The organism is Hippea maritima DSM 10411, assembly GCF_000194135.1.
In the GTDB taxonomy this organism is placed as follows: domain Bacteria; phylum Campylobacterota_A; class Desulfurellia; order Desulfurellales; family Hippeaceae; genus Hippea; species Hippea maritima.
Genome location: NC_015318.1, coordinates 1,273,821 through 1,300,033, shown reverse-complemented (window position 1 = coordinate 1,300,033; position 26,213 = coordinate 1,273,821). Strand labels below are relative to the sequence as shown.

Below are 26,213 nucleotides of genomic sequence, written 5' to 3'. Positions count from 1 at the left end.
TTTACTTAAACTTACTCAACAAATCTGAAACATTTTGTGCTGCGTCTTTTAATTCTACAGACAAAGCAGCTATAGACTCTGCTGCCTTTGCATTCTCTTTTATTGCCTCTGTGATTTCGCTTATTTGAGAATCTATTTCTGTCATTGTTGCAGATATTTCTTCTGTTGCTGCACTTGTTGAGTGAATTTCATCTATGGTTCTATTTGTTCTTTCAACAACTTCATTTACATGCTCTCTGTTTTTCTCTATAGATTCAGCCTCTGACAGTATGCTCTCCTTTGTTTTAATCGTTTGTTCTATAGCTTTCTCTACATCGTGTTGCATCCTTGCGATTGTTATTCTGATTTCTTCTGTTGAGCGCTGAGTCTTCTCTGCTAATTTCCTTACCTCATCGGCAACAACGGCAAAACCACGACCAGCATCCCCTGCGCGAGCTGCCTCAATAGCAGCATTCAAAGCCAATAGATTTGTCTAGTCTGCTATGTCGCTAATTACATCAACGATCTTGCCTATCTCTTTTGATGATTCACCTACAACATTAATTTGCTTTGTTGTTTTTTCTGCTAATTCGGCATTTATTCCCATCATTCTTAGCTTTTCTTCCATATCCTTAATTAACTCTTGATTTATTTCTGCTATTCCCTCGGCTAAGGATGTTATGTTCTCTGTGGACTCTGCTATGCTTTCAATAGCCTTTGTTGCATCTTTTATTGCGTTTTCTATCTCTCCCATACCCCTTGAGGTTTCTTCATTTGCAGCAGATATTTGAACAGATGTTGATGAAAGGTTAGATGAGCCCTTTAGCATATTATCAGATGCAGTTTTTGTTTCGTTTACCATCTTTTGCAGGTTTTCAACCATTGAGTTAATATTTCTTTTGAGTTTACCTATCTCATTGTTCGTGTATATTTTAAATCTCACACTTAAATCACCGCTACCAATTCTATCAAGCACCTCACCAACGCCACTTAGTGGCTTTATTAGGTATTTCATAAAGGCTAAAAAGCCCAGCACTATTATTGCTGCGATGATGGCATATATTGTAAACATTAGTTTGTTATGATTGTCTAAACCCTTGTAAATATCTATAATTAAAGCTCTAATTAAACCAATCCTGTTATCTAAAATTGAATCTATCTGTTCATCTATGGATTGCGTTAGTTTGTCAAACTTTTGGAAGTCGTTTATATTATTTGAATTGAGATTCATTTGATTTAGGGCAACCCTTAATTGATTGTCTATTGATGACTTCAGTGTCATTAATTTCTGTTTCTCTGTTTGGCTTATATTGGTTTTATTTATGTTTTTATCTATAAGCATATCCACTTTCTCAAAATACTTTTTGGCTAAATTAAGCATATTTTTGTCTTTTAAAAAGTAAGCTTTAAGCAGGTATTTTTCTCCTTTTGAATAGTTTTTCCTGATTTGGTTGTATAGGCTAACTTGGTTCAAATCTCTTGTATATATAACTTTGGTTCTGTGTTTAACACTTTTGCTTGATGATACGGTGGCATAAAATCCTACTATTAAACCAAGAACAATTAGGGCAAAAAATGCAACAATCATTTTTCTAACCGATACATTCCCCATCGCTTACCTCCTAAAAATAATTTAATTTTTAGTTAGTAAAAATTCGCAAAAAAAAAATACTCTACATAAATTACTAATTCACTTATTAATTTAATATTATAAATTGTTTTTTGTATTTTCAAGTGTCAGCTTAAAATTATAAGCAAATCTATAAATTCCCTACAATCATCTTGTTAGGCGTGATTCTGGGTTCAGGACATTTTCGTTGATTTTACTCTATTTTGTGGTATAACTTGGCAAAAATTTGTTTAGGGGGAGGAAGTGGTTATAATAGGCTCTGATCACGGTGGATTTGAATTGAAAGAAAAGATTAAGGATTTTCTAAAAGAGCTTGGTGAGACTTTTGAGGATGTGGGTGTATTTTCTTCTGATTCATGTGATTATCCAGATATAGCAAAAGAGGTGGCTATTAGGGTTGCAGAAAACGGCTACAAAGGTATACTAATCTGTGGAACGGGAATCGGTATGAGTATAGCTGCCAATAAGATCGATGGTGTTAGATGTGCTTTGTGTCATGATGCATATACTGCTGAGTTTGCCCGCAGGCATAACAATGCTAACATCTTGGCATTCGGTGGCAGAACAACGGGTATTGAGATTGCAAAGCAGATGGTTAGTATATTTTTAAAAACCCCTTTTGACGGTGGAAGACACGAGCGTAGAATAAACAAAATATCTGAGTTGGAGGCGTTATGAGCGTTTTGAAGGATTTTGACCCTGATGTTTATCAGGCTATAGAGAACGAAAAGAAGAGGCAGATGTATGGCCTTGAGCTTATTGCAAGTGAGAATTTAGTGTCTGAGGCTGTCCTTGAGGCTCAAGGTTCTATAATGACAAACAAATACGCCGAAGGATACCCACACAAAAGGTATTACGGCGGATGCGAATATGTTGATGTTGTTGAGGAGCTTGCCATTAATAGGGCTAAGGAGCTTTTTGGAGCAGACCATGTGAATGTTCAGCCCCATTCCGGCTCTCAAGCCAATATGGCTGTCTATCTTGCAACCCTTCAGCCCGGTGATAGATTGCTTGGTATGGATCTAACAAACGGCGGTCATCTAACCCACGGCTCAAGGGTTAACTTTTCCGGCAAACTCTTTATAAGCTTTGGATATGGCGTAAATCCCGAAACAGGCCTGATCGATTATGATGAAGTTGCAGCTATTGCAGATGAGTTTAAACCGAGGCTGATTGTATGCGGCGCAAGCGCCTATCCAAGGACAATAGATTTCAAAAAATTCAGGGAGATTGCAGATAGCGTAGATGCTTATTTGATGGCAGACATTGCCCATATTGCAGGCCTTGTTGCTGCAGGTATCCACCCAAGCCCCATCCCATATTGTGAGTTTGTTACAACAACGACACACAAAACCTTAAGGGGTCCTCGTGGTGGTATGATTATGAGTAAGGAGTTCTTCGCAAAACCGATAGATAAGATGGTTTTCCCGGGCATGCAGGGTGGGCCTTTAATGCATGTTATTGCAGCTAAGGCTGTTTGCTTTAAAGAGGCGTTGACCGATGAGTTTAAGGAATATCAAAAGCAGGTGGTAAAAAACGCAAAGACGCTTGCAAAGGTGCTGATGGATAACGGCTTTAAGTTGGTTAGCGGCGGTACGGATAACCATCTGATGCTTGTTGATTTGACTGATAAGAATATAACAGGCAAAGAGGCAGAAGAGGCCTTGGGTAAGGTTGGTATAACGGTTAATAAGAACACCGTGCCCGGTGAGACAAAAAGCCCATTTATCACAAGCGGTATAAGGATAGGAACGCCAGCTATTACCACCCGTGGCATGAAAGAGAAAGAGATGGAAAAAATAGGGGAGTTTATCACAGAAACCCTGAATAACCTGGGCAATGAGCAAAAATACGCCCAAATTAGAGAAGAGGTGAAAAAGCTCTGCGAAGAGTTTATGTTTTACTCTGTCTGATACTGTTTATTTCCATAAGGGCTTTTGGGGTTGAGCTTGCCTTTTATAAGGGGGATAAGACCCCCTATTTTAAGTTAAACGAGGTGCCGCAGAATGCCTATCTCTATGTTAAGGGTAGGTATTTTGTGGCCTTTTTCCCTGATAAGCTTGTAAAAAAACAACTCATAGCCAGGAACATAAAAGATAATTACTTTAAAAGTTTCTATGTAGAAAACAACGATAATTCATCCCAAATTGTTATCGAATGCAATAAGGGGTTTGAACCGTTATTTGAAAAAGATGGCGATGTTGTAATAGTAAAACCACAATTTGTTGTAAATCAGAAGAAAAAGGAAATTTTAAGCGGTGTACCTACAGATTTAATTGCAATACCATTCTATGTCTCTGAGAACACCTTCTCACCCGCCCAAAAATTTAAACAAACCTACGATGAGACGCTCTTTTTTAGTGGCATAAGGGCATTTTATATAAAAAATTACAGGCTTGCTGCGGCCTTTTTTAAAGAGATTGTAACCAAATACCCATCAAGCAGCTTCTTTATCAATGCCTATTTCTTGCTTGGTGATTGTTATAAGAATATAAAAGAATATGATAAGGCTATAAAAACATATAATGAGGCTATCCATTTTGCCCCAAAGAATTCAGCCGTTGCTCAGACTCTGTTTTCAATTGCAGATATTTATGAGAAAAAGAAGATGTTTATGAGCGCAAGGAATATCTATAAAAGGATAGTAAAAGAGTATGCCGACACAAAATGGTCATATCAGGCTGAATTTATGCTGGGGTATAGCTACTATAAGGAGAACAGGTGTAGGAATGCACTCAAGATATTTTTGAATGTTAAAAAGAAGAGTGAGTTCTATCCTGTAAGCATGCTACTTACTTCCGAGTGCTTCTTTAGGCAGAAAGACTATGCAAAAGCTGTGTTGGCTTATTACTATATGTCTTCTAAACTCAACGATATAGAGCAGTCGGAATTTTATAGAGAGCTTGGGGATGTGGGTATAGCCCTATGTGAATATGAAGACTACAAGGAAGCCGATAGGGTATTTTCCTACATAGAGCAGACCCATAAGGAGGATATGGTTAACTATTCTTACATTAAGAGGATGAAATGCGATTTAAAAAAGGGTGATTTTAATGATTTAAACTATAGGGGTAAGTATTTGATCAAATTTTCCAAGGATGAAAAGATTAAAGCCCAGGCAAGAAAATTAATGGATGAGGCAAAGCTAAAGAAGGGTAATGTTGATAAAAAGACAATCGATAAAATTATGACAAAATATCGAAACGACCCAGAGGTTGTTTCTTTGGCTTTATTTGTCTATGCAAAGAAAAACTACAGGGAGAAGAACTACGAAAAATCACTTGATTATCTATTAAAACTCAAAAAGCTTTATTCGAATAGCCCCTATAATAAAAAGGCTCAACCTATGGCATCAGATAGCATCAACAAACTCTTAGATGATTTCTACAGGATGCCCTCCGTAGATAAAATAGACAAGATTTACTCATATGCAGCCCCATTGATGCCCGAGGGGTGCGACTACTGCAGGTTTTCCTGGGCATTGATATTTACGCATAAGGTTGGTTATGTTTCTAAATTCATGCATATCATAAAGGATGATGCCTGCAGAGGTGCTGTTATAGCTAAATACTTTGTTGAAATGGGCAATAATATGCGAGCGCTGGATGTGATGAATAAGCTACCCCAGCAAAAACCGTACAATAATTACACGGATATGATATTTGGTGATATTAACTACTACAACGGAGACTATAATAAGGCTTATGAGTTCTATCAAAAAGCCTTAGAAACTAAACAGCCACTCATGGCTGATTATCTGAGACTTAGAATAGCAAGAGTTTTATATCATATGAAAAAATACAAGGAAGCAGAAAATATTTTGTCAAAAATAGTCGCTAAAATTTATTCAGATGAGGTAACCTACTTAAAGGGTCTGTGTGAATACAAGCTTAATCACTATAAAGATGCTATAGAAATCTTGAGTAATGTTGAAAACAATCTTAAGTTTAAAGAGAAGGTGTTGTTCTATAAAGCTTTGGGTTATTTGAAATTGGGCAACACAAAGAAGGCCAGAGAGGCTTACGATAATCTCAAAAGAACATATCCGCACAGCGATTATGTAAATATCTTAAAGGCGTTATTAATGTGAGTGAGGATAAGCTAAAAAAACTCCAGTTGATGTTTGAGACTGTCATACAAACCAGCAGAAAATTGGAGAATTCCTACAATCAGCTAAAACGTAAGTTTGAGGTTTTAGAGGGGCGACTTGAGAGTAATCGCAGGTATTTAGAAAATATACTAAAAAGCATAGATACAGGTGTTTGCTCTGTTAATGTAGATGGTTATGTTAGGACATTCAACAGAAAAGCGAGTTCTGTCTTTGGTATAGATGAGGAGCAGGCAAAGGGCAAACATCTTGGAGAGATATTTGCTATTGATGAACTTAGAGGAGCTTCTGCATGTAATATTGTAGATTATCTTAAAGGCTCCAAAAAGATAACAATAGATGTTAAAGGGGAGGGGAAGATTCTTAATATCTCGGCCTCATGTGTTTTAGAGGATGATAAAACCGATGGTGCCGTTGTTGTTTTTAGCGATATAACGGAGATGGAAAAACTCAAAGAGGAGAACGAGAAAAAGGAGAAACTTGCTATAATTGGCCAGATGGCGGCATCTATCGCACATGATATTAAAAATCCCCTTGCTAGTATAGAACTTTTGGTGCCTCTACTTGATGACGGCAAGAAGAAGGATATTGTTGATAACATAATGATGAGTATAAAGCGTATAAATAATATAATTAATAATACGCTTCTGTTTACGAGGACTATAAACTACAACCCAGAGAAATTCTTAAGTTTAGATTTTGTCTCAGAGGTTGAGTTTGAGGTTTATGCGAGACTAAAGGGTAGTGATGTTGAATTGTTTAAAAAGTCTGAGGAGTTTTATATTGTTAGTGATAGAAATCTCCTTAAAAGTGTTGCTGTTAACATATTGATAAACGCCATAGAGGCTGCAAAAAGCAAGGTAATTTTAAGCCTAAGAAAAATAAAAGACAATGTTGTTTTGAGCATAGAAGATGACGGTGAGGGGATAGAGGATACATCTAAAATATTTGAGCCGTTTTATACAAGTAAAAAGAATGGTACAGGTTTGGGGCTTGCAATAGTAAGACAGGCTGTTGATATATTGAACGGTAAAATAGAGATAGAGACATCCAGAAGAGGTAGTTTATTTAGAATAATCCTATGAAGGCGTTTTTTAACTTTATAAGATTTGCATTATTTACAGGTTGGTATATTGTAAAATCGAAAGAAATAGACGAAAATATTATAAGGCGCTGGGTTGTAGATGTTTTAGATATGTTTAAGATTGATGTTGAATGTAGAGGGGATTTTAAGGATGAGCGCTTCGTTATTATGCCTAACCATTCAAGTTATTTTGATATATTAGCTTTGTATCATTGTAGCAGGGTCAAACTTAACTGGATAGCAAAAAAAGAGCTTTTCAAGATACCGCTTCTTGGAAGGGCTATGAAGGATGTTGGCGTTGTGGGTGTTGATAGGGCTAATGAAAAGAAAGCAGCAGCAGCTTTACTTAGGTTTGTAAAAACCGATTTCTCTGGTGGTGTTGTTATTTTTCCTCAAGGGACACGAAAGAATAAGACGGCCTTTAAAAGGGGTGGCATCTTAATAGCAAAAAAGAGGGATTTGCCCATATATCCAGTTAGGATAGAAAACTCTGCCTATATTATGCCGGTGGGTAAACTTGCCCTAAACAGCGGCAGGGTATCTGTTAACATATTAGATAGAATTGACCCTAAAGAGTTTTCAGATATAGAAATTGAGAAAATGGTAAGAGAGAAGGTATATGATTAAACGTTTTACTGTTTTTGCTATAGCTTTGCTTATTTTAACATCCTGCACGCATAGGGGAGGGTATATAGGCGGCGGTTATTATCCGTATAATGTGATGAGTAGTGTTCCTGTAGGTTATACTCAGGAAGGGATAGCTTCGTGGTATGGACCGAATTTTCATGGCAAAAGGACTGCAAATGGAGAGGTCTATAACATGTACGATCATACAGCTGCGAGCAAAACCCTGCCTTTCAATACTATAGTAAGGGTGATAAATCTAAATAACGGTAAATCTACAGTTGTAAGGATAAATGATAGGGGGCCTTTTGTTAAAAATAGAATCATAGACCTATCGTATGCAGCAGCTAAGGACATAGGAATGATAGGTACGGGGACAGCCCCCGTTAAAATCGTTGTTATAGGTGGCAATAGCTATGCGAAAAATAGTTACACATACAAAAGTAAACCTCAAAATATAGATGAGCTTGATAAGATTACAATTAACCAAAACATAGATGTTGGTTTTACAGATTATGCCGTACAGCTTGGTTCTTTTAGGAGTTTACGTAACGCATTGAAGTTTAGGGATAGACTTAACTCTTCTGTTAAGGGTCTTTATATAGTAAAAGCTATTGTTAATGGGCAAAGATTTTATAGGGTTCTTGTGGGGAATTTTGACTCTAAAGATGACGCTTTGAGGTTTGCCTTAAAATACATTGCCCCAGTTGTAATTTCATACTGTATAGTTAAACGATGAGCTTAAGCTCTTTCGCTTATAAAATAGCCAAAACCGAAGCAAATACAATTGTTGTATTAAAGGATAATATAGAGATAGAAAAGTTCGCTCTAAAGATAAACTATTTTTCTAAGTTCAATTCTACTGGGTCGGATATATGCAAGTTTTTCTGCTATGAAATCCCGCCTCATTCTTCTATAGAACCTTCGAATTATCTTGTTTCAAATAGATTGAGTTCTATCTATAAACTTATCAATTCCGATAAAAGGTTGGTTTTTCTTACCAATATAAGCGCACTAATTCAACCTGTTATTAGTTTTGATAGTTTTATTGATAAGGTTATCCAAATAAAGAGGGGCGATGTTGTAGAGTTGGATGAATTTATAAAGAGGCTTTCTGAGTTGTTTTATAAGAGGGTTGATATGGTCTATGCGCCTGGTGAGTTTGCAAAAAGGGGCGCTATAATTGACCTATTTTCTACTTTTTATGATAAACCTATGAGGATTGAATTTTTTGATGATGAGGTAGACAGCATAAAGCTATTTTATTTGGAGAACCAAAGGACGTTTGAGACGATTGATGAGGCTGTCGTTTTACCTGCATCCGAATATAAAGCTAAAGAAGATGAATTTGGGTATATATTGCTTGAAAATAGAGAATTTTTGAGCGATTTTGGCTTTGAGGATTTCGTAGGTTTTGCCAACATAGATGAGAATGATATCAATTCAGCCTATAGGCTTATAGAGTTTTATGAAGATAAAAACATATTTGCTCCAAGGATAGATGTGTCTAAATTTTTAGATAAACTTGAGTTATTTCAAAATGATTTTTCTTTAACAAGGCTTATAAATGAATCTTTGTCTATGGATGATAAAGTGAAGCTTCTTAGGGAGAAGTCCAAAGACAATAGAGTAATTATAGCGTGTGGTTCAGAAACAAGAAGAAAAAGGGTTGAGGAGTTTTTATCTTTAAAGGGTATCCCTTTTAAGGAGTTAAGAGAGGGTAGGGCTGCACTTTTGCCTGCTGTTTATCTGGATAGCGGATATTTAGATGAAGGTATTTGGGATAAGGACAACAAGATAGCGTTTGTGAGTTTTGCTGAGCTTTTTGGATTAACTGAAGGTGGATTTTCGCTTAAACGTTTTAGAAAACCTAAAAACGTTGAGTTTGAGATTGGTGATAGGATAGTTCATAAAAAATACGGAATAGCGCAATTTAATGGACTTAAAAAGATAAAAATTGAGGATAAACAGGAAGATTTTTTTGAGCTTGAATTTGATGAGGGCGATAAGGTTTATGTGCCGGTTTATAACAGCGACGCATTGCTTGCCTATCACGGTAGCGATGGTTTGAGCTCATTAAGGAGTAATAAGTGGCAGAGAAATCAAGAGAGCATAAAAAAGTCTATAAAGAAGATTTTAACTGAGCTTGTGAATACTTACGCAAAAAGACAACTTGTAAAAAGAAAACCCTATGATATTGACCTGCTTGAGATTAAAGAGTTTGAGGCCATGTTTGAGTATGATGAAACCCCTGATCAACTTAAGGCTATAAGTGATGTCAAGGATGACATGTCAAAAGATGTGCCTATGGATAGGCTAATATGTGGTGATGTTTCCTTTGGTAAGACAGAGGTTGCAGCAAGAGCTATAGCAATAGCCGTGTTTAATCTAAAACAGGCTGTTTTTATGGTTCCAACAACGGTTTTGGCTCTTCAACATTTCAAAAACTTAAAGGATAGATTTAAAAGTTTTCCTGTGGAGATTCAGCTTCTTACTCGCTTTAGCACAAAATCAGAAAGGGAGAGGATTCTAAAGGGGCTTAAGCAGGGAAGAATAGACATACTCATAACAACCCATGCTGTATATTCTAAAGATGTAGAATTTGCAGATTTGGGTCTTGTTGTAATCGATGAGGAACATAGGTTTGGCGTTAAAGTTAAGGAGCATTTAAAGTCCAAATATCCTCATGCCGATATGCTTTATTTAAGCGCTACGCCCATACCAAGAACGCTCAACATGTCTCTTAATGGTATTTTAGATATCAGCGTGATAAAGACGCCGCCGCTTGAGCGAAAGCCCATAGAAACTATAATAGCAAAGAGAAAATCATCTATTATTAGGGATGCTATCTTAAGGGAATTATCCAGAGAGGGCAGGGTGTATTTTGTTCACAACAGCATAGAGACGATGGATAAGGTAAAATCTGAGTTAGATAATCTTCTTCCTTTTGCAAAAAAGGGTATTGTTCATGCAAAAATGCCCAAAAATCAGATAAAATCGGTGTTTGAGCGGTTCAATAACGGTGAATTTGATATACTCATCTCAACCTCAATTATAGAGTCTGGCTTGGATATAAAATCGGTCGACACAATAATTATAGACGATGCCGATAGGTTTGGTCTGTCTGATTTGCATCAGCTTAGGGGAAGAGTGGGTAGGGGAGACAGAGTGGCTTATGCCTATCTGCTTTATAGAGGCAAGCTTAGTGAAAATGCCACAAAGAGGCTTGAGTATATGAGTGAGTTTATAGAAAGGGGCTCTGGCCTCAATTTGGCCTTGAAGGATATGGAAATTAGAGGGTATGGCAATATATTGGGTAAAGATCAATCCGGTAAAATAAAATCTGTGGGTTTTTCAACCTACCTATCGTTAATAGAGGAGGCTATCAAAGAACTTAAAAGTCAGCCAACTCAGAGGGAAGTTGAAATAAAGCACTCCTTCGATGTGTATATTCCTGATGAATATGCATCCTCTCAGAAGAAAGTTGAGATTTACAAAAGACTTGCAAGTATTAGAAGTCAGGATGAGCTTGAAGAGTTGAAAAATGAGCTTGTAGATAGATTTGGCAAGTTTGTTGAACCAGTTGAGAATCTTTTTCTGCTTGCGTCTTTAAAAATAGCCGCTCAGCAGGTCTATGCTAAGAAGTTATCGCTTTCAAAAAATGGTGTTATTGTGGAGTTTTATATAGATGCAAACATAGATACAGACAAGCTTATATCTTTAGAAAATTGCAGATTTTTATCGGAAACCTCTGTATTTTTTCCTCTTTTAGGCAAAAGGCTCAAAACCATTCATAGAAACCTGATAGATATATTCAATTCCATAAAAAAATAGCGGAAGGCACCACATCAGGGTGCTTCCCGTTCAATAGGGCTCTCTCTGGCGAGAGAAACAGGGGGGAGGCCCCACTTAAGGGGGAGTGAGGCGAAAAATTTAACTTCTTTTGGCATTTTATAATAAAAACCTAAAAAATCAAGTAAAAAGTGATTGTTTAATTATGTTTAAGTAGGTTTTTTGTATTGATTAGATAACAATTTAATATATATTCTAAATGTTTGAAGTAATCAGATGAGTCTACTTTTTTACTTTTTTTTATAGATTCTATTAAGTCTTTGCTTTTTGTATCCTTTAGTTGGTTTATCATATTTAGTTTTTTTAATTGCTCCACTTCTTCAGAAAAACTTTCCATAAACGGGCCACATATGACGACGTTATTATAAAATAATGGTTCTATAGGGTTGTGACCTTTTAGATTTTCATGAAAACTTCCACCAACAATACAGACATCTGTAAAAGAGTATATACCTTCAAGCTCTCCCATTGTATCCAAAAGCAAAACTGTAGATGGTTGTTTTTTTGAGGTTCTATTTGAAAATGGTATTTGATTTAACTGCAGTTGTTTTTCAAAAAGGGGTACATCCTCAAGGTGTCTTGGGGCTAAAACAATAAAAAAATCGTTTCTCAGTTTATCTATTATCTCAATTGCAATATCGATTTCTTCCTTGTGAAAACTTGCTAATGTTAATACAGGTTTGGTGGATTGAATCAAAAAGGTCTTTTTAAGATTATCGGGGTTGAATTTTTGGGGTTTTTTGTACTGTTTTAGATTTCCACATACTATTGTATTTGTGTTAAAATATTTAAACCTTTTTGCGTCTTCGTGTGATTTTGCAATAATTAAATCAAACACGGATATTATTCTTTTAAAAAAGAAACCAAAACGTTTATAGGTTTTGTATGTGGAGTTTGACATTCGAGCATTTATTAAGACCAGTTTAGTGTTCCTTTTTTTTAAAAAGCTTAGGTATGACGGCCAGATCTCTGTCTCAAAAAATAGCGCTATTTTAGGGGGATGCTTGAATATTTTAGCATACAATGGATAAAAATCTATCGGTGACAATATTCCATTCTCATTTAGTAATTTATGTGCCGTATCAGTAAAAACGCTAAAGACAACCTTTGAGTTTAGTTCTTTTTCAAAAAACTCCTTAACAGAGAATAGGGTTTTTGTCTCACCAAAACTCGAGGCATGAAATAGTATGTAGTCCTTTTCATTTATGCTTTTTGGGAGAAACCTATCCTTTATGCGGTATCTTAGACGTTTGTCTGTGATTGATTTTATTAGTATAAGTGGTGCTGCTGCAATAGAAAGAAAAAGAATCAGAAGGTTATACAATATCAGCATCACCGTTTGCCTGTAGATTGTATAATTTTCTGTAATATTCACATTTTTCTAATAGTTCTTTGTGTTTTCCTTGGGCTAAAATTTTACCACTTTTCATTACCACTATTTTGTCTGCTATCATTGCTGTTGATATTCTGTGTGCTGCCATTATTACTGTTCTGTTTTTCATGAGATTATTTAGGGCCTTTTGAACAATCTGCTCACTCTCTAAATCCAATGCACTTGTTGCTTCATCTAATATCAGGATATCGGGGTCTTTGACGATTGCCCTTGCAATTGCTATTCTCTGTCGTTCACCGCCAGAGAGTATTACACCCTGCTCACCCAAATTTGTATCGTATCCATCTTTGAGCTTCATTATGAAATCGTGGGCATATGCATCCTTAGCAGCTTTTATGATTTCTTCATCGGTTAAATCCTCCCTGCCGTAAGCTATATTCTCTTTGACGCTTCTGTTGAATAGCATGATTCTTTGGGATACTATAGCTATCTTTCTTCTTAGGGTTACAAGGTCAAGTTCTCTTAAATCAATGCCATCTATTGTAATCCTGCCTCTTGTTGGTTCATAGAATCTCGGTATTAATTCAAGTATTGTGGATTTACCACCGCCACTTTCTCCAACAAGTGCGACCACGCTTTTTGCCGGTATGGTTAGGTTTATATCCTTTAGTGCGTATTTATCATCGCCACTATACGAGAAGTACACATTTTCGAATTTTATAGAGTCTTTTACACCTTCAAATCTTATACTCCCTGAGTATTTTTCCTTTTCTGTGTCGATGATCTCAAAGATCCTCTCAACTGAAGCTATGGATGTGTTTATCTCGTTGTTTGCTTTTGCTACTGTTTTAAAGGGTTTATAAAGCATAAATAGAGCCGCCATAAAAGAGAAGAAGCCACCAACGGAGAGCATGTCTTTAAAAACTATATATCCACCTACCCAAATTAGCACGCCTATACCCACAGAGCCTATGAATTCCATTAACGGACTTGTTGCTTCATCAATTCTTATTGCCTCGAGTTTTATATTTAGGAATCTATCGCTTTCATCTAAAAACTCATTCGCCTCTTTTTTTTCTGTCGCAAAAGCCTTGATTAGACGGATGTTTGTTAGTGTTTCCTGAATTATCATTGTGATATTGGCTATGGAGAGTTGCCTTCTTTTGCCTATTTTTTTCATCTTTTTGCCAAAATGGATAACAGGGTATGCAGCCAGAGGGAATACAACCGTTGAGATGAAGGCTAGTTTGTAGTTGTTTACATACAAAACAACTACAAGGCCTACTATTGTAAATATTTCCCTTATCGTGTTTGGTATTACATTGGCTATACTGTTTTGGACCTGCTCGGTGTCGTTGAGAATTCTCGACATGATTTCACCCGTATGGTACTTGTCAAAAAAATTGGTTGGTAGGTATACAATGTGCTCAAATAACTGATTGCGTATGTTAAAGAGCACCTTTTCAGCTATATAGTGGGTTTGATAACCCTGCAGGTATGTAAACATCCCTTTGAAGAAATAGGTTAGCATTATGGCGATAGGCAGAAGCATAAGCATCTGCTTGTTTTTTGATATGAATACGCCATCCAGTGCTGGTTTTATCAAGTATGCTGCAAGTCCACTTAGACCACCGACGCCTATCATGCATATGAAGGCAAAGATGAGCCTTTTCCAATATGGTTTTAGGTATTGTAAAAGTCTTTTAAATGTTTTTTTGTCCATCTAATACTTCCTTTAAAACCAGTCTTAAGTTAATCTCTAAATCTATATCGATGTAGCATACATCCTTTAGGTGTTCTAATTTTACAAAGTCTTTTAGGGTTGTTATAAACACCTCTGCACCAGACTGCTTTTTTTTCTTTTCCAGAATCTTCAAGTCGTAGGCTGTATATTGGTGGTGGTCGTTAAAAAATTGATAATCTTTGATTTGTGCGCCTGTATTGCTTGCTGTATTTAAAAACCCTTGAGGGTTTCCTATTCCACAAAAAGCAAATACAGTTTTATCTTTGATGTCTATTGGATTATGATTTGAATCGAATACACCTTTAATCTTTAGGTTTGCTTCTATACAATCAAATGGTGGTTTTTTGTCTGTTTTATTTTTAGATACGCATATTTTTATATCACATCTATCTATTGCCTTTTTTGGTGCCCTTAGAAGCCCTGCAGGTAGATAAAACCCGCCTCCAAATGGATTGTCTTTATCAAATACACAAATCTCTAAATCTTTCTTTATGTTATTTACATGTAATGCATCATCTAAAATAACAAAGTCTGTATTTAAACCTACTGCAAGCTCTATGGCTGCAATCCTATCTTTTGATGCTATAACCGATGCATTCGGGCACTTTAAGGCAATCATGTACGGTTCGTCATTCACTTTGGGAGGTTTTTTGAATATGTTGCCATCTATGGAAACCAAATGAACCCTTTTATCCTTTAATGGATAGTTATTTGTGATAACACATACTTTTCCGTAGTTTGCTAAACTGTTTGCAAGTTTTATTGCTAAAGGGGTTTTACCCACACCGCCAACCACCAAGTTTCCTATGCTTATTATCTTTTGCTTTGGGAATTCCCTTTTGGTTTTTTTAAGTGTATAGCTGTCTGCTATATTTACTGCTGTCCCGTAAATAAAAGAAAACGGGATGAGGAGGGGTTTTAACTTGGTTTGTAGTTTTTTTGCTTTAACCTGATTCATTGAGTATTCTCTCAATTAGTCTTGCTTTGTCTTCGAATTCATCTTTTGATGAAATAAAAATAGGTTCTTTTAGAATGTATTTTACTCTTGAGAACGGTTTTGGAATAATCATTTTATCCCAACTGTTAATTCTGAAGTAGTTTGAAAATTTACCCACTACAGGCACTATAGGTGCCTTTGTTAAGTATGCAAGTTCTAAAATGCCTTTTTTTAACTTGCGCGGTGGACCTTTTGGGCCATCGGGGGTTATGCCTATGCTATAGCCGCTTTTTATCTCTTTCACCATGCTTCTAAAGGCTTTTAATGGTTCTCTGTTGCTTGATCCCCATACAGTTTTTAGGCCAAACTTGTTTATAACCATACTTGCTAAAACGCCGTCTTTATGCGTGCTTTGAAGTATTTTTATTTCTCTTGTTTTGTCGTATGCTAAGGGTGTAAACAAAATAACCTCATGCCAAAATGCAAGGATAACCGGTTTCTTGTAGTCTCTTAAACCTTCGTTTATAAGCTCAATCTTGCACGTTTTGCCGTATAATTTTAAGGATAGGTATATTATGTAGGCCTTTATTTTCATGTTAGCTTTGCTATCTCTTTTGCTATCTTTGGTGTTATGGGATAATCCCCTAAAATCTGCCACAAACTCAGCAGTTCACTTCTCATGTTTTTTCTTATTTGCGCATTTAAATGTATTCTTTCAAAATCTTCGAAGATGCTTTCAGCCGTTGCCTCATCCTCTATGAGCTCTTTTACTACTTCTCTATTGAGTATCAGGTTGGGTAGAGATATATATTTGATGTTTTTTATAAGTATCTTTCCCATTCTATAGCTTAGTTTACTTAACCTATAAACAACAGTCATTGGAAGACCAAACAGCGAAGCTTCAAGTGTTGTAGTTCCGCTTTTTAGGATGCCATAGAAGGCTTTATCCATAAACTTATAAGGATTGTGTTTAATTTTGATAAAATCATAACCTTTTTTTAGTTTGTTGGCAAGGGTCATGCTCAGGTGTTGTGGGAAGATCCAGACAAAGTCAAAGTGTGGGTATTTTTCATGGATAAGCTTTGCAGCCTCAAACATAGGTTTATAGTTGAACTCTATTTCGCTTTTTCTTGAGCCTGGCATCAGTAATATTATGTTCTCTTTTTTGTGAATACCTACTCTGTTGTGAAGTATGTCTACTATTGGATGACCGAAAAATTTGGCGTTTTTTAGGCCATTTGATTTAAAAAATAACCTCTCAAAAGGCAGTATAGGCAATGTTAGATTTGTATATTGATTGAGTTTTTTTATCCTATATCTTCTCCAAGCCCACACCTGCGGTGTTATGTAATATACGACTTTTGCCTTATTTTTCTTTGCAAATCTTGCTATCTTTAGGTTGAATTCTGGAAAATCAAGCAGAATCACAAGTTCTATATTTTTCTCTTTTATGGTCTTTTTTGCTTTACCTAAAAGATTAATGGCTTTCTTTAATATCCCAAAAGCCTCTCTCGCCCCAATTATAGATATATCTCTATAGTCACCTATTTTTGTCGTTTTTTTATCCAGAATGTCTGAGCATATACTGAAAAAATTGAAGCTGCCCAGCTTATTTAACTCATCTACCAAAAGAGATGCGTAATTTTCTGCTGATCTTTCACCTGTTATAATAAGGACATTCATCTATCCCTGCAGAAGCCCCTGTTTGAATTTTTCAGAAAGTCTATCATATGTATAACATTTTTGGATGGACTGTTTCTTAATTTTTCAAATGCCTGTTCGAATGTTAGATTGCTTTTAAATATTGTTTTGTAAGCGTTTTTTAGTTGTTCTATTTCTTCTGCAGAAAAACCCGCTCTCTTTAGTCCCACTAAATTTAGCCCATGTAGTTTTGCTCTTGGCCCAGCAGCTAAGCAGAATGGTGCAACATCCTGACCTATACCGCTCATACCACCTATCATGGCGAATTTTCCTATTCTTACAAATTGGTGTATACCGCTCATGCCGCCAATTACAACATTATCTTCTACTACAACATGTCCTGCAAATTGAACGGCATTTGATACAATAATATTGTTACCCAAGATGCAGTCATGGGCTATGTGAACGTAAGCCATTATTAAATTGTTGCTACCGATTTTTGTGATGCTTCCTCCACCCTTTGTTCCTCTATTTATCATGCAGAATTCCCTAATTGTTGTATTATCACCTATGATTAGTTGGCTGAGCTCACCTTTAAATTTTAAATCCTGAGGTATACTACCAACAACAGATGAGGGAAAAATCCTGCAATTCTTGCCTATTTTGGTGTAAGAACCTATATAGGCGTTTGCTTCAATAATAGTATTATCGCCTATTTCCACATTGCTTTTTATATTAACAAAAGGTCCTATGACAACGTTTTTCCCTAACTCAACGCCGTCTTCTATTATAGCTGTTGGATGTATCTGTGTTGACATTACTCCAACTCCCTATCTATTTTTGCTGCCATTTTTGCCTCTGCCACAATTTTGCCATCAACCGTAGCTTTTCCTTCCATTTTCCAGATATCGAGCTTGTGTTTTAAAATCTTTACCTCCATTATTACCTGATCTCCAGGTATTACAGGCCTTCTAAATCTGGCCCTTTCTATTTCAACAAAATATACCATCCTTTTTCCACCGATAGACCTTTCAAACTCTTCTTTATTCATGGAGAGAAAAGCCAGGATTCCTCCGCTTTGAGCCATCGCCTCAACCATTAAAACCCCGGGCATAACAGATACCTGCGGAAAGTGGCCAGTAAAGAAGGGTTCGTTATAGGTAACATTTTTAAGTGTTTTTATCCAATCCCCTTCTTTATATTCCAAAACCCTATCGACGAGTAAAAATGGGTATCTGTGCGGCAGCATCTTTTTAATATCTTCAATTGTTAGCATCCTCAAGCTCCTTTATCCTTTTTTCTAACTCTTTTATCTTTTTATACATTTCATATAGTTTCGGGGCAACAGCACTATTTTTTAACCATTTGGAGTGTTCGTATGCCGGAATTCCACTGTATGCCCCCGGTTTTGATATGCTCTTTCCTATACCTGACTTTGCCGTTATTATAACATTGTCTGCGATTTTTAAATGCCCTGCAATACCTGTTTGACCTGCAAGTATTACGTTTTTGCCAACTTTTGTTGAGCCTGATATGCCTGTTTGTGCTACAATAATTGAATTCTCTCCTACCTCTACGTTGTGGGCAATCTGAACAAGGTTATCTATTTTTGTACCTTTTTTTATCACAGTGCTTTGCAAAGCTGCTCTGTCTATAGTTGTACCTGAACCTATCTCTACATCATCCTCTATTACTACATTGCCAATTTGGGGTATTTTTAAGTGATTACCGTTTTCGTCTGTTGCATAGCCAAATCCATCGCTACCTATGACAGCACCGGCCTGTATTATGACGTTGTCGCCTATTACTGTATCTTCCCTGATTGTAACATGGGGATATATAAGGCAATTATCACCTATAGTTGTGTTGTCGCCAACATAGACAAAAGGCATTACTCTTGTGTGTTTGCCTATTTTTACATTTTTTCCTATATATGTGAACTCCTCCACTCTTGCCGTTTTGTCTATTTCTGCTGTTGCATCTATGTAGCTTTGGCTGGCTATGTAGGGCTTGGGTGGTTTGGGTGCATATACAAACCGTATGATTTTTGCAAAGGCCAGATATGGATTATCACAAATAATAAAATTTAAATGTGGGTATTCTTTTATGTCTATATCAGGTTTTACTATAATGCAACCAGCCTGAGTTGTCTTTAGGTATTTTTCGTACTTGGGATTGGAAAGAAAGGCAAGCTCATTTTCTTTAGCTGTTTCTATTGGAGCAACTGAGTTTAGCTTTACCTCTCTTTTTACTATGGCCTTACACCCCAAAAGCTTTGCTACTTCTTCTGGCTTCATTTTTTAGTGTTTTTACTGCTATCCATCAGTTTTATTATTGTTTTTGTTATATCCAAAGCATCGTTCCAGTATATTACATTACCCTGACTCAACTCAAATACACCGTCTATGTGGTGTTTTTTTGCATAGTTCTTTATTGTACCTATTGCAAGGGATAAAACCTTGTTTGTTTGCTCTACTTCTTTCTTTCTAACCTCTTGAGAGGCTTTGGATTGATATTGTTGCAAGTCGTTTAGTTTTGTTTCGTATTCTTTCTGAAGCTTTTCCTTTTCTGTTTTGGAGAGTTTTTTGTTTTTTAGTTTCTTTAAAATGGCTTTAAGGTCGTTTGCTTTTTTTTCTATGACCATCTTTTTTGCCTGTATTATTGCCTCAACTTCGCTTTTTGCTTGTTTTCCAGATTTACTCTCCTGCAATATTAGCCTTAGGTTTACAAAGGCTATGTTACTTGCTTGAGCTTTTAGATAAAATCCTCCCAACAGTGTTGCGATAAGCAGTGTCATTAAAATTCTTCTCATAAATAAATCCCTCCTTTTTTAAAATAAAGCTCCTGCGGAGAATAGGAACACAGTGCTCTTTTCTCCATCTTTAGGCGATAGATTCTTTCCTATTGATATCCTGATGGGTCCAAGTGGTGATATCCACCTTATCTCAACTCCAGCATCCTTTTTTATGCTGCCAAAACTATTTGTCCAACAATTTCCTACATCGCCAAAAACAACACCATAGAAATGTAATGCCTCAATAATAGGGAAAATTACCTCAGCTGAGCCATAAAACTCCTTTTCACCTCCTATATAATTGCCATCGCTGTCCTCAGGTGATACCTTTCCCTCTTCAAATCCTCTCAATGAATCAATGCCACCTATAAAAAATCTCTTATCTACAGGTGTTTTTTTACCACCGTATGCTTTTATGATACCTCCCTCTCCCTTTATATGGCCTATAAAATCCCAGAATAGCGGGTGAAAATACTCGCTAAATAATACAGCCTTGTAATACCTTCTATCACCCCCAAGGCCCGCAAACCTTAGTGTGAGATTTGAATTTATACCCTTTGTTGGAAGTATGTAATTATCAAGGGTGTTGTATGATATGAATGGTATTATAGAACTATCTGTGTGGGTTCCTTCCTGTTCTTTCAAGTAATATCCTGGGTTGTCTGTATCCAATGTAATTTTATCCCTTGTTATTGAGTATTTTACGCCTACAGTAAGTGTTTGATCCCAGAATCTTTTTGATATTGCAGGAACTATACCAGTGGATTTTCTTTTGTAATCATAGTTGTCAAATTCTTGATGGAATATGTCTACTCCTATTGATATGGGTTTATTGTGCCACCACGGGTTTGTTAGGTTTAAGTCAAACAGGGATGATTTTGATGATATATTAGCTGAGAGTTTTCCGTGTATGCCCGTTCCGAATAGGTTGGTTTCAGAAATAGAACCCATTGCCCCAAATTTTGTATATGATCCATATCCTACACCCAGGCTCAGCATTCCTGTTCTTTTTTCTTTTACATCTACAATCATCTTTACTTTATTTGGAGCTATCCTTTTTGTTTTTATTTTAACATTTTCAAAATAATCCAAATTGGTAATATTTCTCTTTGATTTTTTTATCTTTGTTGTTGAATACAAGCTGCCTTCCTTAAGCAGCAACTCTCTCCTTATTACGTTGTCATGGGTTCTAATATTTCCAGTTATCTCTATTCTTGAAATGTAGACCTTTTGTCCTTTATTTACAATAATAGTGAGTTCTACCTCATGCGTCTTTTTGTTTTTTCTTATGTCTGGGTAAACGTCGGCAAAGGCGTATCCCAAGTCTCCATACATATCCGTTATCTTTTCAATGGCTTTTCTGAGTTTTACAACATTTAGAGGTTTGCCCTTTTCTAAGTTAAGCACCTCCAGAAGCTTTTGGGGTTTTAGTGGATCGATATCTTTGAACCCTATAGAGCTTAGCTTATAAGGTTGACCCTCATGTATGGATATATCTATATGAACAATGCCTGTATCTGGTTCTATGTTTACCATAGGTTCGCTTACATCTACATCCAAATAACCTTTAGATAGGTATTTGTCTATGATTTTTTGTCTATCGCTTTCTAATGAATCTATTCTCAATTTACCTGTATAGAACCACGGTAGGAATGTTAATATGTAAGGTCCTTTCTTTACATGGTTTTTAAGGCCATCTTTAAGTTCATCAACATCTAAATGTTTATTGCCAATAATATTTATATCACGAATGACGGTTTCCTTGCTTTCTTTTATGTGGAATATTATATCGACCCTGTTGCCTGATACTTTTTTTAATGTGTAGTTTATTCTTGTTAGATACATGCCTTTCGAGGCATACATGCCCATTATGTTGTCTATAGTGGATTCTATGAGTTTTTTGTTAAGGATATTATACGGTTTTATCTTTAATGCCTTTTGTAGTTTTTTATCACTTATCTCGTCATTTCCCTTAAACATTATGTATCTGACAGAAGGCTTTTCTTTTACTTTAAATGTTATAATTACGCCATTTTGGGTAATATCTTCAGTAGCTGAGACTGTTTTGTAAAAACCCAGGCTATATATGTTTAATATATCCTTATCGATTTGCTTTATAGAGGCCTTGCTACCTACCTTTGTCTTTATAACGTTTTTTATCGTTTCCTTATCCGTTCTTAGATTGCCCTTTATTCTTATGGAGACTACGGGTTTTGCATAAACCTCTAAAGAAAGAACTACAAAAAACAGTATAAATAAGGCCTTAATTTTTTTCATGTAATAATCCCCCTGATAAAAAAAGAATCCTATCGCACATATTCGCAACATCCTCGCTATGGGTAGCTATTATGAATGTTTGATTGGTCGAATGATTAATTTCCCTCATAGTTTTAACTATATCTATTGAGGCAGCTTTGTCAAGATTAGCCGTTGGCTCATCGGCTATCACCAAGGCAGGGCTTACCATCAGTGCTCTGGCTATTGCAACCCTCTGTAGCTCACCTCCAGATAGAGTTGATGGGTATTTATCTTTTTTTTCTGTACCCAGCCCAACGAGTTCTAATAACTCTAAAGCCTTTTTTTTATCTGGTTTGTTGTTTATCATGGATGGTAACATTATGTTTTGTACTACATTTAGTTCGCCGATTAATGAGTAGAATTGGAACACAAAACCTATATACCTGTTTCTTATAAAGGCAAGCTTATTTTCATTTTTGTATGTTATTTTACTATCCAAAAAATATATTTCCCCCTCGTCCGGTTCGCTTAGAAGGCCCAGGATATGCAAAAGTGTGCTTTTTCCAGAGCCAGAAACACCCATTATAGCTACCATTTCTCCTTTTCTTATCTCTATGTTCAATCCATTTAATATCGTTATAGTTCTCTGGCCACTTACAAATGACTTTTTTATGCTTTTGGTTTCTAAGATTATACTCATTGTCTTAAAACCTCTATTATATTGAGCTTTGAGGCTTTAAATGCAGGGTAAAGGCTTGATGCTACAACAAGCAAAAAAGCCACCGCACTTATTGCTACAACCATAAATGGACTTAACTCAACAGGAATGGTGGTTATGTAATAAACATCGCTGGGGAGTTTTATAAAATGGTATTTTTTAAGCAAGAAACTCAATGCAAGACCTAAAATATCACCTACAATAACTCCTACAGCACCTATAATGGCAGACTGTTTTATGAATATGTTTTTTATGTTTTTCTTTGTTGCTCCAAAACTCCTTAATATTGCTATATCTTTTGTTTTTTCCATAACAAGCATCATTAGAGAACTTGTTATATTGAAAGCTGCAACTATGACTACTAGCATGAGTATTATAAACATTGCGAATTTTTCAAGCTTTAAGGCAGTGAAGAAATTGCTGTTTAGTTTAATCCAACTTGATGCATAAAAGCTAAACGGCATAACGCCAGCAAGATGCTCTGTAAATTTGTTTGCTTTGAAGGGATCGTTTAGCTCTACAGCAATAGTGTTTATCTTGCCTTTTAAACTTGTTTTCGCCCATAGCTCTTTTAAGGGAATATAGACAAAGCTTGAGTCATAATCGTACATGCCACTTTTAAATATTCCAACAACCTTCTCCTTAAATGATAGAGGTGCGAATCCAAACGGAGTGGTTTTCCCAAATGGCAGGATTATCCGTACATTTCCACCCACGCCAACACCTAATATTTTTGAGAGTTCAAATCCTAAAACAACCCCGCCTTTGAGTTTGCCTTTTGTGATATATCTTTTTATATTTTGCTCTTTTGATATATCTATTCCGTTGATTACAACGCCGGTTGAAATATTGTTTGAGCTTATCATTCCCTGGGTTACAAGTAGAGGCGATACAGTTTTTACACCTTTTTGGCTATTTATCCTATTTATAATGGTTTGATTGTAATCGAATAGACCTGAGACATTTTTTACAAGCACATGGGGGTTTACATCAACGATTTTACGTTGAAGTTCATTATCAAAACCGTTCATAACCCCCATTACGATGATCAAAGCTGCTACCCCAACAATGATGCCTAAAATAGACATCAAAGCCGAGAAGGAAATAAACTTTTCTTTGTTTTTAGATGATTTTATGTATCGAAAAGCTAAAAAGCTTTCAAAGTTCACTTTATGGGCTTTGCTAGTGCTTTATCAAGCACTTCTTCCATTGTTTTTACAAAGTGGTATTTAAGTTTTTTAGATTTTATCTGGTTTTGTACCTCTTCGGCATCCTTTTTATTATCATAAGGTACAATAATTTCATTTATCCCTGCTCTTAGCGCTGCTAAGGTTTTTTCTTTTAGTCCTCCTATTGGCAGAACCCTTCCTGTTAAGGTTATTTCACCTGTCATGGCTATGTCATGCCTTACAGGGGTTTCCGTTAAACATGATATAATAGCTGTAGCTATGGTTATGCCAGCGCTTGGCCCGTCCTTTGGTGTTGCCCCTTCTGGTACATGTATATGCAGGTCGTATTTTTCATAAAAGTTCTCGTCTAATCCTAACATTTCATATCTGCTTCTTGCAAATGTTAACGCTGCTTGGGCAGACTCTTTCATTACATCACCCAGTGAGCCTGTAAGCAGGAGCTTGCCTGAGCCTTTTACTTTTGAAACCTCTATAAACAGTACACTTCCACCCACCGGCGTCCAGGCAAGACCTGTTGCTATGCCTATGTAGTTTTTATCGAGCTTTTCATCTACACTGAAGCTGGGAACGCCCAAATATTTTAGCAAGTTGTTTGATGTAATTTGGAAACTTGTCTGCTTTGAGCCTTCTGCTATTTCCTTTGCTATTTTTCTTAATACTTTTGCTATTGTTTTTTCTAAGTTTCTTACACCAGCTTCACGAGTGTAGTTTTCTATGATTTTCCTTATAGCACCGTCTGTGAATTTCACTTCGAATTTATCCAGGCCATGCTCTTTTATCTGTTTTGGTATTATGTATTTTTTTGCTATCTTCATTTTTTCTTCCACGGTGTAGCCGGATAATCTGATTACCTCCATTCTGTCAAGAAGCGGAGGGGGTATTGTTTCTGTTGTATTTGCTGTTGTTATAAAAAATACTTCGGATAGGTCAAACGGTACACCCAAATAATGGTCTTCAAACTCGCTGTTTTGCTCTGGATCTAATGCTTCAAGTAATGCACTTGCCGGATCACCACTAAAATCCCTTGAGAGTTTATCTATTTCATCCAATACAAACACAGGGTTTTTCACGCCTGCCTGTTTTAGGCCTTGTATAATCCTTCCAGGCAGTGCTCCTACATAGGTTCTTCTATGTCCCCTTATCTCAGCCTCATCCCTAACACCACCCAAAGAGATTCTAACAAGTTTTCTGTTTATTGCCCTGGCTATGGATTTTGCTAATGATGTTTTGCCTACACCTGGCGGTCCTACAAAACACAGAATAGGACCTTTCATGTCTTTTTTGAGTTTCTTAACTGATAAGTATTCCAATATCCTTAGTTTTGCTTCCTTTATATCGTAATGATCTTCATTTAGTATGCGCTCAACCTCTTTTATGTTTATCTTCTCTTGTGAGCGTTTACTCCATGGCATTGCTATAAGCCAATCTAAATATGTTCTAATAACATTTGCTTCGGCTGAGTCGGGGTGCATTTTAGAGAGCCTTAGGAGTTGCTTTTCGGCCTCTTTTTGTGCCTCTTTCGGCATTTTGGCCTTTTTTATCTTTTCTTTTAGCTCTTCTATTTCATCGGAGATATCTCCCTCACCTAATTCCTTTTTAATGGCCTTCATCTGCTCGCGCAGGAAATATTCCTTTTGTGTTTTTGATATTTCCTCTTTGGCTTGATTTTGTATTTTTGTCTGGAGGGCCAAAAGTTGGAGTTCTTTATCAAGTATTTCATTTAATCTTTTTAATCTTTCTATAACAAGAGGAATCTCTAATAATTCCTGGGCCACGTATGTTTTTAACTGCAGATTACTTGCTATAATGTCTGTAAATTTGTCAGGTTCCTCTATGTTGTTGGCTATTACTACTATGTCATTAGGTATATTTTTATTATATGCTGAGAGCTGTTGAAGTTGGTCCTTAACAGCCCTCATAAGGGCCTCCGTTTCCATTTCTTCATGTTCGCTGAGTGGAGGTATATCTACTTTCTCTTCAACTTCTGCTTCCATATATGGCTTTAACTGTGTGAAATTTCTAACCTTAACCTTCTTAAGACCTTGAACCAAAACCTTAACTCGCCCATCGGGCATCTTTAACATTCTCAATATCAAACACGCCGTTCCTGTTGTGTAAAGCTCGTCTTCTTTGGGTTCATTTATATCTGCTTTTTTCTGTGTTAGTGTTACTATTATTCTATCTTTTGATAGGGCCTCATCTATAGCCTTTATGGAGAAATCCCTTCCCACAAACAAGGGGATTATCATATAAGGAAACACTACCATATCCCTTAACGGCAGAACCGGTAGGGTGTCTGGAAGGTTTATTATATCTCTGTTGTCGGTATCCTGTTCCATAT

22 protein-coding genes are annotated in these 26,213 nt (G+C 36.3%); 7 read left to right on the top strand and 15 right to left on the bottom strand.

The features are described 5' to 3' along the window. Window position 1 precedes the first annotated feature (1 nt). Complete coding sequence (locus HIPMA_RS09750; RefSeq protein WP_041324029.1) at window positions 2-463, bottom strand: methyl-accepting chemotaxis protein; 462 nt, start codon at window positions 461-463, stop codon at window positions 2-4. Window positions 464-472: 9 nt separating this feature from the next. Next, complete coding sequence (locus tag HIPMA_RS09745) at window positions 473-1,591, bottom strand: methyl-accepting chemotaxis protein (RefSeq protein WP_041324027.1); 1,119 nt, start codon at window positions 1,589-1,591, stop codon at window positions 473-475. 261 nt (window positions 1,592-1,852) lie between these two features. Between HIPMA_RS09745 and rpiB the strand changes: the two genes are divergently transcribed. The 7 genes from rpiB (at window position 1,853) to mfd (ending at window position 11,259) form a co-directional block, all read left to right on the top strand. Next, entirely contained in the window at window positions 1,853-2,287 is a 435-nt protein-coding gene (gene rpiB, locus HIPMA_RS06745) for a ribose 5-phosphate isomerase B (protein ID WP_013682297.1), read from the top strand. Then, window positions 2,284-3,522, top strand: coding sequence for a serine hydroxymethyltransferase (locus tag HIPMA_RS06740; RefSeq protein WP_013682296.1), 1,239 nt, complete (start codon window positions 2,284-2,286; stop codon window positions 3,520-3,522). The genes rpiB and HIPMA_RS06740 overlap by 4 nt, the downstream gene beginning before the upstream one ends. Before the next feature lie 83 nt (window positions 3,523-3,605). Continuing rightward, window positions 3,606-5,699, top strand: coding sequence for a tetratricopeptide repeat protein (locus HIPMA_RS06735; RefSeq protein WP_013682295.1), 2,094 nt, complete (start codon window positions 3,606-3,608; stop codon window positions 5,697-5,699). Then, window positions 5,696-6,802, top strand: a complete 1,107-nt coding sequence (locus HIPMA_RS06730) for a sensor histidine kinase (RefSeq protein WP_013682294.1) — start codon at window positions 5,696-5,698, stop codon at window positions 6,800-6,802. The genes HIPMA_RS06735 and HIPMA_RS06730 overlap by 4 nt, the downstream gene beginning before the upstream one ends. Next, window positions 6,799-7,428 (top strand): lysophospholipid acyltransferase family protein, encoded by a 630-nt coding sequence (locus HIPMA_RS09230; RefSeq protein ID WP_013682293.1) that lies wholly within the window; start codon window positions 6,799-6,801, stop codon window positions 7,426-7,428. The genes HIPMA_RS06730 and HIPMA_RS09230 overlap by 4 nt, the downstream gene beginning before the upstream one ends. Beyond that, window positions 7,421-8,164: a septal ring lytic transglycosylase RlpA family protein gene (locus HIPMA_RS06720; protein ID WP_013682292.1), complete on the top strand. Its 744-nt coding sequence runs from the start codon at window positions 7,421-7,423 to the stop codon at window positions 8,162-8,164. The genes HIPMA_RS09230 and HIPMA_RS06720 overlap by 8 nt, the downstream gene beginning before the upstream one ends. Beyond that, the gene (gene mfd / locus HIPMA_RS06715) at window positions 8,161-11,259 is read left to right on the top strand and encodes a transcription-repair coupling factor (RefSeq protein WP_013682291.1); all 3,099 of its coding nucleotides are present in this window, start codon (window positions 8,161-8,163) and stop codon (window positions 11,257-11,259) included. Before HIPMA_RS06720 ends, mfd begins: the two co-directional genes overlap by 4 nt. A gap of 157 nt (window positions 11,260-11,416) precedes the next feature. Here mfd and HIPMA_RS06710 read toward each other — a convergent pair whose 3' ends face one another. Genes HIPMA_RS06710 through lon form a run of 13 tightly spaced genes read right to left on the bottom strand, consistent with a single transcriptional unit; the run spans window position 11,417 to window position 26,211 of the window. Next, window positions 11,417-12,610 carry a 3-deoxy-D-manno-octulosonic acid transferase gene (locus tag HIPMA_RS06710; RefSeq protein ID WP_013682290.1) on the bottom strand — a complete coding sequence of 398 codons (1,194 nt, stop codon included), beginning with the start codon at window positions 12,608-12,610 and terminating at the stop codon, window positions 11,417-11,419. Next, entirely contained in the window at window positions 12,594-14,333 is a 1,740-nt protein-coding gene (locus HIPMA_RS06705; protein ID WP_013682289.1) for an ABC transporter ATP-binding protein, read from the bottom strand. Before HIPMA_RS06705 ends, HIPMA_RS06710 begins: the two co-directional genes overlap by 17 nt. Beyond that, window positions 14,314-15,312: a tetraacyldisaccharide 4'-kinase gene (gene lpxK, locus HIPMA_RS06700; protein ID WP_013682288.1), complete on the bottom strand. Its 999-nt coding sequence runs from the start codon at window positions 15,310-15,312 to the stop codon at window positions 14,314-14,316. Before lpxK ends, HIPMA_RS06705 begins: the two co-directional genes overlap by 20 nt. Then, a complete protein-coding gene (locus HIPMA_RS06695; RefSeq protein ID WP_013682287.1) occupies window positions 15,299-15,886 on the bottom strand; it encodes a lysophospholipid acyltransferase family protein in 588 nt (195 codons plus the stop codon). Before HIPMA_RS06695 ends, lpxK begins: the two co-directional genes overlap by 14 nt. Then, on the bottom strand, window positions 15,883-16,974 hold the full coding sequence (gene lpxB, locus HIPMA_RS06690; RefSeq protein WP_013682286.1) for a lipid-A-disaccharide synthase: 1,092 nt from the start codon (window positions 16,972-16,974) through the stop codon (window positions 15,883-15,885). Before lpxB ends, HIPMA_RS06695 begins: the two co-directional genes overlap by 4 nt. Then, window positions 16,971-17,750 carry an acyl-ACP--UDP-N-acetylglucosamine O-acyltransferase gene (lpxA, locus tag HIPMA_RS06685; protein ID WP_013682285.1) on the bottom strand — a complete coding sequence of 260 codons (780 nt, stop codon included), beginning with the start codon at window positions 17,748-17,750 and terminating at the stop codon, window positions 16,971-16,973. The genes lpxB and lpxA overlap by 4 nt, the downstream gene beginning before the upstream one ends. Then, on the bottom strand, window positions 17,750-18,208 hold the full coding sequence (gene fabZ, locus HIPMA_RS06680; protein WP_013682284.1) for a 3-hydroxyacyl-ACP dehydratase FabZ: 459 nt from the start codon (window positions 18,206-18,208) through the stop codon (window positions 17,750-17,752). Before fabZ ends, lpxA begins: the two co-directional genes overlap by 1 nt. Next, complete coding sequence (lpxD, locus tag HIPMA_RS06675; RefSeq protein WP_013682283.1) at window positions 18,195-19,229, bottom strand: UDP-3-O-(3-hydroxymyristoyl)glucosamine N-acyltransferase; 1,035 nt, start codon at window positions 19,227-19,229, stop codon at window positions 18,195-18,197. The genes fabZ and lpxD overlap by 14 nt, the downstream gene beginning before the upstream one ends. Continuing rightward, window positions 19,226-19,744, bottom strand: a complete 519-nt coding sequence (locus HIPMA_RS06670) for an OmpH/Skp family outer membrane protein (RefSeq protein WP_013682282.1) — start codon at window positions 19,742-19,744, stop codon at window positions 19,226-19,228. The genes lpxD and HIPMA_RS06670 overlap by 4 nt, the downstream gene beginning before the upstream one ends. Window positions 19,745-19,762: 18 nt before the next feature. After that, entirely contained in the window at window positions 19,763-22,003 is a 2,241-nt protein-coding gene (gene bamA / locus HIPMA_RS06665; protein ID WP_013682281.1) for an outer membrane protein assembly factor BamA, read from the bottom strand. Then, window positions 21,990-22,664, bottom strand: a complete 675-nt coding sequence (locus tag HIPMA_RS06660; RefSeq protein ID WP_013682280.1) for an ABC transporter ATP-binding protein — start codon at window positions 22,662-22,664, stop codon at window positions 21,990-21,992. Before HIPMA_RS06660 ends, bamA begins: the two co-directional genes overlap by 14 nt. After that, entirely contained in the window at window positions 22,661-23,851 is a 1,191-nt protein-coding gene (locus HIPMA_RS06655) for an ABC transporter permease (RefSeq protein ID WP_013682279.1), read from the bottom strand. Before HIPMA_RS06655 ends, HIPMA_RS06660 begins: the two co-directional genes overlap by 4 nt. Then, window positions 23,848-26,211, bottom strand: coding sequence for an endopeptidase La (gene lon / locus HIPMA_RS06650; protein WP_013682278.1), 2,364 nt, complete (start codon window positions 26,209-26,211; stop codon window positions 23,848-23,850). The genes HIPMA_RS06655 and lon overlap by 4 nt, the downstream gene beginning before the upstream one ends. Between the last annotated feature and the right edge of the window lie 2 nt (window positions 26,212-26,213).